The sequence below is a fragment of the Mesorhizobium sp. M0166 genome (genome assembly GCF_040322255.1).
Lineage (GTDB): Bacteria > Pseudomonadota > Alphaproteobacteria > Rhizobiales > Rhizobiaceae > Mesorhizobium.
The window spans coordinates 35330-46044 of the sequence record NZ_JAMYTD010000046.1; the positions used below are offsets into that span (position 1 = coordinate 35330).

Consider the following 10715-nt stretch of genomic DNA (forward strand, 5'->3'; position numbering starts at 1 on the left):
TCTGCTTGCGGGATATACATGCGACCTTGTTCGCCATAACCGAAACGACCGGAATTGGCGCAACCACGACCTCCACCGTGGCCGCTGGCGATGTCGGCTTTCAGGCGCTGGCAAAGGCGACTTCGCCGGCCGACATTGGGCGCATTGCCGACGGTCTTGGGCCGAACATCAGTCAGTAGGCTTCGATTGTCAGAATTGCGTTCTGGAATCGCTTGGCCGCAAGATCCTCAGGCGTAATCCAATATTGAAGCGGCCCCATCTCTCCGACGGTCCAGTTGAGCGCCATATCCGGCCCAAGTTGGAGCAATAGCAGGTAGCGGTCCTTCATCTCGTCGGCTGCTGCCTGGACGACTTCACCCTTGCCAAGCATCTGATGGTTACGGGATACGTGGCGGTGAGACAGGGCGGCTACGATGTCAGGGCCGATGAGCGCTGCACCGTCCGGGGCTGTCAGACCGCCCTCGGCGCCTTGGATCGCCGCGATCGAAACCCAAGCGGACTCTCTGCAGCCATTTGTTTTTCGGCCGATAGCGGGCCTTCGGCGAAATTGGAGCTGTTGACTCTCCCAGACATTCGAAACGTGTGACCGCGGCTATTGGGTTCAATGATACGACCCTCGACGCAGGCCGTACGGAAGTCCTTGCCAGAGCCATCAATATACATTATGTGTAAATGTATATTGATATGAGGAAGGATGCCCGCATGCGCTCCATTGCCATCACTGACACGTTCTCGGTTGCAAGTCAGCCGAACGTTGCCGATTTCAAGCATTTGGCCGGCAAAGGCTTTCATGCGCTCATCAATGCACGACCCGACGGGGAGGAGGCTGGCCAGCCTGGAAACGTTGCCGAGCAGCGAGCAGCGCACTATGCCGGCCTTCGCTATAGCTTCGTTCCGGTCACCGGCGCGACGATCACGCGGGCCGATATTGACGCGTTCCGATCCGCTCTGGCTGCTTCGGCAGGGCCAGTCATTGCGCATTGCAAAAGCGGCGCACGGGCACTGACGCTCTACGTGCTGGGGGAAGTGCTCGATGGGCGGATGGAGGTCGACGATGTCGTATCCTTCGGAAAGAGCCACGGCTTCGACCTTTTCGGCGCGGTCAAATGGCTGGAAAAAACTGCCCGCGAGCGTCCGCGCGTAAAAGGCTTCTTCGACCCGCGCACCTATTCAATCCAGTATGTGGTTGCAGATCCGGCGACGAAGAGATGCGCCATCATCGATCCGGTGCTCGACTTCGATGGGAAGTCCGGCGCGACTGGAACCAGGAGCGCCGACGCCATCCTCGCCTATGTCGACGACGAGGGACTGTCGGTCGAATGGATCCTCGACACCCATCCGCACGCCGACCACTTCTCCGCGGCGCACTACCTCAAGGAGAAGACCGGCGCGCCAACCGCCATTGGTGCGCGTGTCGCCGATATCCAAAAGCTTTGGCACGGCATCTACAACCGGCCTTCCGCACAGGACGGTTCGCAGTGGGATCGGCTGTTCGCGGATGGCGATCGGTTCAAGGTCGGTTCCATCGACGCCCATGTGATGTTGTCGGCAGGACACACCCTTGCCTCTGTGACTTACGTTATCGGCGACGCCGCCTTCGTTCACGACACCCTCTTCATGCCAGACAGCGGCACAGCGCGGGCCGACTTCCCTGGCGGCGATGCCCAGATTCTGTGGCGATCCATTCAGAATATCCTCGCGCTGCCGGACGAGACGCGCCTTTTCACGGGCCACGACTACCAGCCGGAAGGCCGGACGCCACGCTGGGAGAGCACGGTCGGTGAACAGAAGCGCGCCAACCCGCATGTCGCCGGGATGGACGAGGCTGCCTTCGTCAAACTGCGCGAGGCGCGCGATCGCTTGCTGCCCATGCCCAAGCTGATCCTCCACGCACTGCAGGTAAATCTGCGCGGCGGCCGCCTTCCAGAACCGGAAGACAACGGCCGGCGCTATCTCAAATTTCCGCTCGACGCGCTCCAGGGAGCGGCATCGTGACTGCGATGGACGATTTGAAAACGAAAGGCATGAGCCTTGCCGCCATGGAGGTCCGCGCCGGCGAAGTCGCGGGATTGTTAAAGACGCTCGCCCATCCGGTCCGGCTGCTGCTCGCCTGCACGCTTGCCGAGGGCGAATACTCGGTCGGCGCGCTCGAGGAAAAGCTCGATATCCACCAGCCGACGCTCTCTCAGCAACTCACCGTTTTGCGCGAGGCTGGGATTGTCGAGACGCGACGCGAAGGCAAGCAGATTTTCTACCGCCTTACGGCGGACAAGGCGGCGCAGCTCATCGGGGCTCTCTATGGTATCTTCTGCGAGCCTGGGAGCACGTCATGAGCGGTTACTGGGTGTCGCTGATCGGTGGCATGATCATCGGCCTCTCTGCGGTCTTGCTGCTTGTCCTGAATGGGCGCGTCGCCGGCATAAGTGGCATTGTCGGACGTCTGGCGCAGGGAGCTAACATCCTGACGAACGGCGCCTTCGTCGTAGGCCTCGCCCTCGGACCGGTGTTGTTCCTCGCACTATTCGGGCATATGCCGGCGGTCACCGTCACCGGGTCGTGGCCACTGATCGTCGTCGCGGGCTTGCTCGTGGGTTTCGGCACGCGCATGGGTTCGGGCTGCACCTCGGGCCACGGCGTCCTCGGTCTTGCCCGGTTGTCGCGGCGCTCTTTCGCCGCCGTCGTCACGTTCCTCGCGGCCGGCGTGCTCGCCGTCGCTCTACTGAAGTGCGCCGCACCATGACCGTTCGCAAGTCGCAAATCATCGTTTCCGTCGGCGCCGGTCTGGTCTTTGGCTTCGGCCTGTCGCTGTCGGGCATGCTCGACCCGATACGCGTGCAAGGCTTTCTCGACGTCTTTGGCGCGTGGGACTCGAGCCTGGCCTTCGTGCTTGGCGGCGCCGTCGCGGTGGCCTTCGTCGGACTCCGCGTGGGGCGGCGCATGCCGCGGCCGATACTCGACACGACGTTCCATTTCCCGGTGTCGACAAGCATCGATGCGCGGCTGATCGCGGGCTCCGCGCTATTCGGCCTCGGCTGGGGGCTCGGGGGATTGTGCCCCGGCCCCGCTGTCGCCTCGCTGTCGCTTGGCCTCTGGCAAACCTGGCTCTTCGCGCTGGCAATGCTCGCCGGCATGATATTTCACGACCGGTTCTTCAAGCGGATGCGGCCTTGACCGGCGCCATGGTGAGCGCCGTCGGCTCGGGCGGTATCGTCGGCTTGATGCTCGGCCTGCTGGGTGGTGGCGGCTCGATTCTTGCCGCACCGCTCCTGCTCTATGTCGTTGGCGTTTCCAGCCCTCACATCGCCATCGGCACCAGCGCACTTGCCGTTTCGGCCAACGCGATTGCCAACTTCGCCGGGCATGCGCTGAAAGGGCACATCTGGTGGCGCTGCGCGATCGTCTTTGCCGCTGTCGGTGCGGTGGGCGCACTCGCCGGCTCCAGCTTCGGGAAGGCTATGGACGGTCAGCACCTGCTCGTCCTGTTCGCCCTGCTGATGATCGTGATCGGCGTCCTGATGCTCAAATCACGCAAGACCGTAGCCGCAACGGCTCGGCCCGTGGATCGACGTATGTGTCTGCTGACGGCGTTCGCTGCGATCCTCGCGGGTGGTGCGTCCGGATTTTTCGGCATTGGCGGCGGGTTCCTGATCGTGCCCGCCCTATTGGCCGCCACGGGGATGCCGATGATCAACGCGGTCGGCTCCTCTCTGCTCGCGGTCTCCGCCTTCGGCCTCGCAACTGCCATCAACTACGCCGCCTCCGGGCTGATCGACTGGCTGCTCGCGGCCGAGTTCATTGGCGGCGGTATCCTTGGGGGGATGATCGGCATGACTGTCGCCACTCGGCTTTCCGCCGGCAGGGACACGCTCAACCGCATCTTCGCCATCGTTATTTTCATTGTCGCAGGCTACGTGCTGTGGCGGAGCGAAGGCCGCTAGACGCTGCCTCCATAACGAGAAATCACCCCGCGCCGTGTGCAGCCGGTTTCAAGGTTCCAGGCTGGATCGACTTGCTTTGTGGTGCGGTTCCATGTCGGCTGTTGGCGCAAGCGCGTCGATCCGAGGCTCTCGGGAAGGTCGGCTTCCAGACGGTGATCAAGTCGCCCTGAACGGCCGACTTCGGCGCGTGGCAGACGTCCCTCAAATCATGGCGTAGAAGCGCCGCAAACCGGCGGGGGTCAATATCGCGTCGTGCCTCAGCTTTGTGATGAATGCCATTTATACGCCATTGGCGCCGCGGGCAGTTGCGGACGCGGCTCCTATTCTGCACCTGGACGGCTTTGTGAGGCTTTGAGGAATAAAGGTCCGATTCATTAACGCTTTGATTTTCTTATTCGTTTTTGGTTTTGCGACACTCCGTCGCATGGTAGACAAACCACTTTTTGAGTCGAGCGCGTCTACCAATTCCGCCATAGGGGCTCAGGCCGGGCGGCCTGGATGGGCGCGGACTATACGGTTGGAGGCCTGTTCGTCAACTGGCCAATTCCCTGGAGCCTATCTAGCCCAAGCCTAAGCTTCGATTTCGTCGTCGGAGGCTTCGGTCCATAGTGGGCATCTCAGCCCGTTGAACCCTTCTACCGCAACAGCGGCCACAGAATGCCGATGAATACTGACGCCCCATCCATGAGCCAATGCGCCGTCGCCAGCGGCAGCACGCGGTGCACATGATCAGATTGAGTTAGGATCGGGTTCTGAACGCTACGGTGGAAACGAGTTCAGCCAAGTCCGGTTTCCGGAGTGAAAGCAGAATGTATCGACCCGGCCATGAGCAAAACATCACCGAGGGCGGCTCACATCTCCTCGAGGGCGTCGGCAATATAGCCGCCGGTCTGAAGCTTCCACAGTCGGGCATAGAGCCCGTCGCGCTCCAGCAGCGCCGATGGTTTTCCCTCCTCGACGATGCGGCCTTTGTCGAGGACGACGATCCGGTCCATCCTGGCAATCGTCGACAGGCGATGGGCGATGGCGATCACGGTTTTGCCTTCCATCAGAAGAGCGAGCTTGTCCTGGACCGCCGCCTCGGCTTCGCTGTCCAATGCGGACGTCGCCTCATCGAGAACCAGGATTGGCGCGTCCTTGAGCAACACCCGGGCGATCGCGACGCGCTGGCGCTGGCCGCCGGAAAGTTTCACCCCGCGGTCGCCAACGAAAGCGTCGTAGCCGGTTCGGCCTTCGCTATCTCTGAGATCGGCGATGAAGTCGTCGGCCTCGGCCAGCATCGCGGCGTGCTCCACCTCCTCCGGCGGGGCATCGGGCCGGCCATAACGGATGTTGTCGCCGACGGAGCGATGCAGAAGCGAGACGTCCTGGTTGACGACGCCGATGCTCTCCCGAAGGCTGGCCTGGGTCACGCTGCGGAGATCCTGCCGATCGATCAGGATCGCGCCGCCCTTCAGCTCGAAGAACCTTAGGAGCAGGCTGACAAGGGTCGACTTGCCGGCGCCGGAGAGGCCAACGAGCCCGACCTTCTCGCCTGCGCGCACGGTGAGCGACAGGTCTTCGATCACCCGTTGGCCCTCGCGGTATTCGAACTGGATGTTCTTGAACTCGACTTCCCCGGCCGAGACGTCGAGCGGCTTGGCGTTCGGCGCGTCTTTTATGGTCGGCGGCGTCGTCACGACCGGCATTGCGTCGCGGATCGTGCCCACCGCCTGGAAAATCTGCTGGCCCATCTGCAGGAAGGCACGGGAGTTGGCGTTGAGCCGCTGCACGATGGCGATCGAAGCGGCGAACTGGCCAACCGTGACGAAGCCGGCGACAAATCCCCAGAGCCCTATGGCAACATTGGTGAGAAAGAGGGCAACGTTGAGCAGGACGACGCCCATATCGGTCGTCAGATAGATGCGCCTTTCGCGCTGCTGGGTCTCGATGGCGTTTTCCATGACGGTCCGTATCGCGCCCGCCTCGCTGTCTTCCGCCGCAAACAGCTTGACCATCTGGATGTTGCTGTAGAGGTCGGTCATGGCGCCGACCACGAGGCTTCGCCCGCGCGCCGAGCGGCGCGACCGCTCGGAATATTGGGGTACCGCCACCACCGCAATGGCGATGTTGGCGGAGATCCAGACGAAAACCGGCAGCGCCAGCGGCCACGACAACGCGCCAAGCAGAACGAGCGAACCGACGAGTTGCACCAGGAACAGCGGTATTCTGTAGAAGGCCACGACGATCTGCTGCTGCACGGCGGATGCGACTTGCGAAATGCGCGACGCCACCTGACCGGCGAAGAGATCGTGGAAGAAGGCAAGGTCCTGGCGTTCCACTGCCTTGTGGCCCTGCCACTGCATCGCCGCCGGCATGCATACGGGCACCGTCTGCGAGTTCAGCGCATTGCCCACGAAGATGAGCAACGGCAGCACGGGGAAAACCAGCACGCCGAGCACGACCAGCGTCGGCCAGTCCTCCTGCAGGAAAACCGCCGCGCCCTTCGCGCTCACCCCGTCGACGACGAACGAGGCCCCCCAGATCGTCGCAAGGTTGATCCCCTCGACCGCCATCATCAGGATGGTAATGGCCGCAAGGGTGCTGCGGAACATCCGCGCAAAATGCAGGAGCAATGCAAACGGCCCGCTCGCAGGCAGCGGCGCGGGTGGAATATCCAGCGGACGGATGAGCGTCTCAAAGGGGCGATAAATGAAATCAGACAACGACATGGCGGCGCAAAGGGCGAAGCAGGGAGAGAGGATGCGACAGGAATCGCCGGTATTTAAACACGGATCGTGTTCGACCGGAAAACGCGGCAACGTATTAGAACTCGCCTTGACGCATTTCAGGCGCAGAAGTTCGATGCCCTTGCCTGTTCGTCAACGGCCAATTCCCGAGATCCGGTCTCGCCCAAGCCCGGCCTTTCGATTTCGTGAAGCAGCTGCCATTGTGCAGCGCGGAAAATCTTTCTAGACAGGCGGCGCATGTCATTGAAGCGCACCCTGTCCGACGAGGTTGATACGGGGGCGCTTCCAAGTCTTGTTTGTGCCATGTCGTGACCCCAAGACCGCTACTGGTTTGGGCGTGCATTAGGAGTGCCGATGCTTCGCGGACTTTACGACTGGACCTTGTCGCTGGCGGCGAGCAAATCCGCCGAATGGTGGCTGGCCTTCATCGCCTTCGTCGAGAGCTCTGTGTTCCTGGTGCCGGCCGATGTGCTCTATCTGCCGATGGCGCTGTCGCGGCCGGATCGCGCTTACCGTTATGCGCTGGTTGCCACCGTCGCCTCGGTGCTGGGCGGCATCGCCGGCTGGTTCATCGGCCACTACGCCTATGACGCGGTGGCGCGGCCGATCCTCGAATTTTATGGCAAATACGACGAGTTCGAGGCGATGCGCGTCTCGTCGGGTGTCGGCTTCATCATCCTGATGCTGGTCACCTCCGGCCTCGCCCATCTGCCGCCGATCAAGGTGGTGACAATCCTGTCCGGCGTCATCGGTGTTCCTTTGCTGCTGTTCATCGTGCTGGCAATCGTTGCGCGCGGCGCCCGCTTCCTGTTTCTCGCCTGGCTGTTGCGCCGCTATGGCGAGCCAATCCGCCACTTCATCGAAAAGCGCCTTGGCCAGATTGCGGGCGCCGCCGCCGCTGCCCTGATTTTGCTCTATATCGTCGTCAAATACGCCGTCTGAACGGCATCGAACCGAATGGACTGAGTCCGATGACAGCGACCGTGAATGCCGATACCGGACGCCAGCGGCTGCGCACCGCCCTGTTTCTCGCTGTCGCCATGGCTGCCACGGTCGGCTCGGCGCTGGCCTTCCAGTATCTCGGCGGCTACATCCCCTGCAAGCTCTGCCTCGAGCAGCGCACCCCTTACTACGTCGGCGTGCCCTTGATGCTGCTGGCGGTGCTTGCGTCGGCTCTTCACGCGCCAGCCTGGATAAGCCGTGGCCTGCTGGCCATTGGCGGCCTGCTGATGCTCTACGGTGTCTATCTCGGCGTTTATCACTCCGGGGTCGAATGGGCGTGGTGGCCGGGCCCGACCGACTGCACCGCAGCCGCCGGACCGGTGGACACCGGCGGCAAGGGCGTGCTCGACGCTCTCGACAAATTCGTCCCGCCCTCCTGCGACAAGGCGGCGCTCCGCATCCTCGGCCTGTCCTTGGCCGGCTGGAACGCCATCGCCAGCTTCGTCCTGGCAGTCGTAGCCTTCCGCAGCGCCTTCGCCCGCGATTGATTTAGCGCGACACGAGATCATCCAAGAATTCGGCAGGCTGAGTCGTGTGGAGTGATTGTCGAGAACCGAAGCGGAGCGGACATTGGTCGGTGAGCATCGGAAGCGCAAAAAATCGCTTCAGACGGCCAGCCTCCCGAATTGTCGGATGATCTCAAGGTTCGAGTTCGACATCCCAGTAGAGATAATCCATCCAGCTTTCGTGCAGATGGTTGGGCGGGAACAGCCGGCCGTTATTATGCAAATCATGTACCGTCGGCTGATAGGGCTTCTGCAGCGGCCACATCTTGGCGTGGGCCGGCATCATGCCGCCCTTCCTCAGATTGCAGGGCGAGCAGGCAGCGACGACATTCTCCCAGGTCGTGGCGCCGCCGCGATGGCGAGGAATGACATGGTCGAACGTCAGATCGTCCGGCGTACCGCAATATTGGCACTGGAAACGGTCACGCAGGAAGACGTTGAAACGGGTAAACGCCGGATGCCTCGACGGCTTCACGTAAGCCTTCAGGCTGACGACGCTCGGCAGCTTCATCGAAAAGGTCGGTGAAGAGACGGCGTGTTCGTATTCGGCGACGATGTTCACCCTCTCGAGGAACACCGCCTTGATGGCATCCTGCCAGGACCAGAGCGACAGGGAGTAATAGCTGAGCGGACGGTAATCCGCATTCAGCACCAGCGCTGGAAGCCCATCCGGAGATACGGCAACCGTCACGTCGTTGACCTCCTTCACCTAGAACCGGTCGACGCGGATACTGTAAGCCCGACATGACAGGGATGTGAAGCGGATTGTCGATCTTGCCGGGTCTCAAAAACGCATGATTTCAATGCTTTTTTGCGGATTCAGGCCGGAGGCGCGGCATCCCTGCCCTTCAATTCGCGATAATAAGCCCAGAAAAGCCGCGATGCGACACCGCGCCACGGGCTCCATGATTCGGCAAGCCGGATCAGCATTTTCTCCGGCGGACGCGGGTCGATGCCGAGTGCATGGCCGACCGCGCTCTGCAAAGCAACGTCGCGCGCCGGAAAGATATCCGGGTGTCCGGCGGCAAACAAAAGGTAGACTTCAGCCGTCCACGGGCCGATGCCCGGGACCTTGGTCATGGCTGCGATAGCCTCGCTTGCATCGAGCCGGCACAGGTGATCGAGGTCGAGCCCGCCGGCCACCGCCTGGGCGACGGCAATCAGACCGCTCTGCTTGGGCCGCGACAGCCCGGCCTCGCGAAAGATCGCCTCGTCGGCGGCAAGGATCGCCTGCGGCGTCAGCGGATCGAGCAGTTTCGTCAGCCGGCCGAAGATGGCATCGGCGCTCGCGCGGGACACTTGTTGTGAAACGACGATCGAAGCAAGGCTCCTGAACCCCGGCTCCGACAGCCTGAGCGGCACCTCGCCGGCCATGCCGCGCACTTTTTCCAGGCGTGGGTCGAGCAAGCATAGCCTATCCAGCCCTTGCGCAATGTCGTCGAGACTGGCGATGCGTTGCATGTCTGCTTGTTCCAAAATCAAAAGTGCCGCACGCTTCGTCACGCGTCCCTCTGGACGCACGACGCCGCCGGCGCAAAGTAGCAATTGGCGAAAGCGCCGCACAACCCGATTGCCGCCGGACAATGACACTGCTGACATTCCGCTTCGCGCCGAGCCCGAACGGCGAACTGCATCTCGGCCATGCCTATTCGGCGCTGCTCAATCAGAAATTGGCAAAGGCGGCGGGTGGACGCCTGCTGCTGCGCATCGAGGATATCGATACGACGCGCTGCACGCCGGAATTCGAGACAGGCACTTTTCGCGACTTGAAATGGCTGGGGCTTGGCTGGGAGGAACCGGTGCGCCGCCAGTCCGAGCATTTTGCCGAATATCAGGCGATGCTCGAGCGGCTGATCGAAGCGGAGCTTGTCTATCCGGCCTTCATGAGCAGAAGTGAGATCCGCGCCTTCATCGCCGACAGTGAAAAGCGCGGCCGCGACTGGCCGCGCGACCCGGACGGCGTGCCGCTCTATCCCGCCGCCGACAAGGCGTTGCCGGCGAGCGAGCGTAAGCGGCGCATCGCCGAAAATGTGCCATTTGCCTGGCGGCTGGACGTCGATGCGGCAATGGCGCGCGCCGGCAAGGACCTGTTATGGGCCGAATACACGGACGAGACGCTCTCCGCGACGCGTCGTATCGAAGCCCGTCCGCAGGATTGGGGCGACGTGGTCGTGGCGCGCCGCGAAATCCCGACCAGCTATCATCTCGCCGTCACCATGGACGACGCGCTGCAGGGCGTCAGCCATGTCGTGCGCGGCCAGGACCTTTATTCCGCGACCAGCGTGCAGCGGCTGCTTCAGCAACTTCTTGGCCTGCCGCAGCCGGCCTATTTTCACCATCGCCTGATCCTCGGCCCTGACGGACGAAAACTGTCGAAGAGTCTTGGCGATACCGGCCTTGCCGCCCAGCGTAAGGCGGGCGCATCGCCCGCCGACGTCAAGCGGCTGGTCGGTCTCTAGACTAGTTTCCGTCCACAAACGCCCATTTTGGTGAGCGTTTACAGAGGTTTGCCGCAGGAAGAAACGTCGTTTGCGGTACCG

The 10715-nt window shown here is 62.3% G+C and carries 13 protein-coding genes; 9 read left to right on the forward strand and 4 right to left on the reverse strand.

The features are described 5' to 3' along the window. The first annotated feature begins 26 nt into the window (after positions 1 to 26). A complete protein-coding gene (locus tag NKJ46_RS29830; RefSeq protein ID WP_352670117.1) occupies positions 27 to 179 on the forward strand; it encodes a hypothetical protein in 153 nt (50 codons plus the stop codon). On the opposite strand, the gene NKJ46_RS29835 is transcribed toward NKJ46_RS29830, so the two are convergent. Beyond that, the gene (locus NKJ46_RS29835) at positions 173 to 529 is read right to left on the reverse strand and encodes a DUF1963 domain-containing protein (protein ID WP_352670145.1); all 357 of its coding nucleotides are present in this window, start codon (positions 527 to 529) and stop codon (positions 173 to 175) included. The two genes, NKJ46_RS29830 and NKJ46_RS29835, sit on opposite strands and share 7 nt — an antisense overlap. 173 nt (positions 530 to 702) lie before the next feature. Between NKJ46_RS29835 and blh the strand changes: the two genes are divergently transcribed. From blh to NKJ46_RS29860, 5 genes are read left to right on the forward strand one after another with little or no spacing between them, the layout of a single operon-like run. Beyond that, on the forward strand, positions 703 to 1995 hold the full coding sequence (gene blh, locus NKJ46_RS29840; RefSeq protein ID WP_352670119.1) for a bifunctional sulfur transferase/dioxygenase Blh: 1293 nt from the start codon (positions 703 to 705) through the stop codon (positions 1993 to 1995). A 5-nt stretch (positions 1996 to 2000) separates the two neighbouring features. Further along, positions 2001 to 2333, forward strand: coding sequence for a sulfite-sensing transcriptional repressor BigR (gene bigR, locus NKJ46_RS29845; RefSeq protein ID WP_352670148.1), 333 nt, complete (start codon positions 2001 to 2003; stop codon positions 2331 to 2333). After that, complete coding sequence (locus NKJ46_RS29850) at positions 2330 to 2740, forward strand: YeeE/YedE family protein (protein WP_352670122.1); 411 nt, start codon at positions 2330 to 2332, stop codon at positions 2738 to 2740. The genes bigR and NKJ46_RS29850 overlap by 4 nt, the downstream gene beginning before the upstream one ends. Next, the gene (locus NKJ46_RS29855) at positions 2737 to 3171 is read left to right on the forward strand and encodes a DUF6691 family protein (RefSeq protein ID WP_352670125.1); all 435 of its coding nucleotides are present in this window, start codon (positions 2737 to 2739) and stop codon (positions 3169 to 3171) included. Before NKJ46_RS29850 ends, NKJ46_RS29855 begins: the two co-directional genes overlap by 4 nt. Positions 3172 to 3179: 8 nt before the next feature. Then, the gene (locus NKJ46_RS29860; RefSeq protein ID WP_473600042.1) at positions 3180 to 3938 is read left to right on the forward strand and encodes a sulfite exporter TauE/SafE family protein; all 759 of its coding nucleotides are present in this window, start codon (positions 3180 to 3182) and stop codon (positions 3936 to 3938) included. A gap of 851 nt (positions 3939 to 4789) precedes the next feature. Here the strand turns inward: NKJ46_RS29860 and NKJ46_RS29865 are convergent. Further along, on the reverse strand, positions 4790 to 6649 hold the full coding sequence (locus tag NKJ46_RS29865) for an ABC transporter ATP-binding protein (RefSeq protein ID WP_352670131.1): 1860 nt from the start codon (positions 6647 to 6649) through the stop codon (positions 4790 to 4792). A 372-nt stretch (positions 6650 to 7021) separates the two neighbouring features. Between NKJ46_RS29865 and NKJ46_RS29870 the strand changes: the two genes are divergently transcribed. Then, positions 7022 to 7609, forward strand: a complete 588-nt coding sequence (locus NKJ46_RS29870) for a YqaA family protein (RefSeq protein ID WP_023677958.1) — start codon at positions 7022 to 7024, stop codon at positions 7607 to 7609. A gap of 29 nt (positions 7610 to 7638) precedes the next feature. Next, positions 7639 to 8157, forward strand: coding sequence for a disulfide bond formation protein B (locus NKJ46_RS29875; RefSeq protein WP_352670133.1), 519 nt, complete (start codon positions 7639 to 7641; stop codon positions 8155 to 8157). A 151-nt stretch (positions 8158 to 8308) separates the two neighbouring features. Here the strand turns inward: NKJ46_RS29875 and NKJ46_RS29880 are convergent, their stop codons facing one another. Together NKJ46_RS29880 and NKJ46_RS29885 are read right to left on the reverse strand one after the other, a co-directional pair. Next, positions 8309 to 8866, reverse strand: coding sequence for an HNH endonuclease (locus NKJ46_RS29880; protein WP_352670135.1), 558 nt, complete (start codon positions 8864 to 8866; stop codon positions 8309 to 8311). A 128-nt stretch (positions 8867 to 8994) separates the two neighbouring features. Then, positions 8995 to 9636 (reverse strand): DNA-3-methyladenine glycosylase family protein, encoded by a 642-nt coding sequence (locus NKJ46_RS29885; RefSeq protein ID WP_352670137.1) that lies wholly within the window; start codon positions 9634 to 9636, stop codon positions 8995 to 8997. A gap of 122 nt (positions 9637 to 9758) precedes the next feature. Here NKJ46_RS29885 and gluQRS point away from each other — a divergent pair, with 122 nt between their 5' ends. Then, positions 9759 to 10634, forward strand: coding sequence for a tRNA glutamyl-Q(34) synthetase GluQRS (gluQRS, locus tag NKJ46_RS29890; RefSeq protein WP_352670139.1), 876 nt, complete (start codon positions 9759 to 9761; stop codon positions 10632 to 10634). Positions 10635 to 10715: the final 81 nt, after the last annotated feature.

What these genes read in the sequence shown, in the direction of transcription:
- NKJ46_RS29860 (WP_473600042.1), top strand. Translation starts at nt 3,180, where the DNA reads ATGGTGAGCGCCGTCGGCTCGGGCGGTATCGTCGGCTTGATGCTCGGC.
- NKJ46_RS29870 (WP_023677958.1), top strand. Translation starts at nt 7,022, where the DNA reads ATGCTTCGCGGACTTTACGACTGGACCTTGTCGCTGGCGGCGAGCAAA.
- gluQRS (WP_352670139.1), top strand. Translation starts at nt 9,759, where the DNA reads ATGACACTGCTGACATTCCGCTTCGCGCCGAGCCCGAACGGCGAACTG.
- NKJ46_RS29865 (WP_352670131.1), bottom strand. Translation starts at nt 6,649, where the DNA reads ATGTCGTTGTCTGATTTCATTTATCGCCCCTTTGAGACGCTCATCCGT.
- NKJ46_RS29875 (WP_352670133.1), top strand. Translation starts at nt 7,639, where the DNA reads ATGACAGCGACCGTGAATGCCGATACCGGACGCCAGCGGCTGCGCACC.
- NKJ46_RS29855 (WP_352670125.1), top strand. Translation starts at nt 2,737, where the DNA reads ATGACCGTTCGCAAGTCGCAAATCATCGTTTCCGTCGGCGCCGGTCTG.
- NKJ46_RS29885 (WP_352670137.1), bottom strand. Translation starts at nt 9,636, where the DNA reads ATGCAACGCATCGCCAGTCTCGACGACATTGCGCAAGGGCTGGATAGG.
- blh (WP_352670119.1), top strand. Translation starts at nt 703, where the DNA reads ATGCGCTCCATTGCCATCACTGACACGTTCTCGGTTGCAAGTCAGCCG.
- bigR (WP_352670148.1), top strand. Translation starts at nt 2,001, where the DNA reads ATGGACGATTTGAAAACGAAAGGCATGAGCCTTGCCGCCATGGAGGTC.
- NKJ46_RS29850 (WP_352670122.1), top strand. Translation starts at nt 2,330, where the DNA reads ATGAGCGGTTACTGGGTGTCGCTGATCGGTGGCATGATCATCGGCCTC.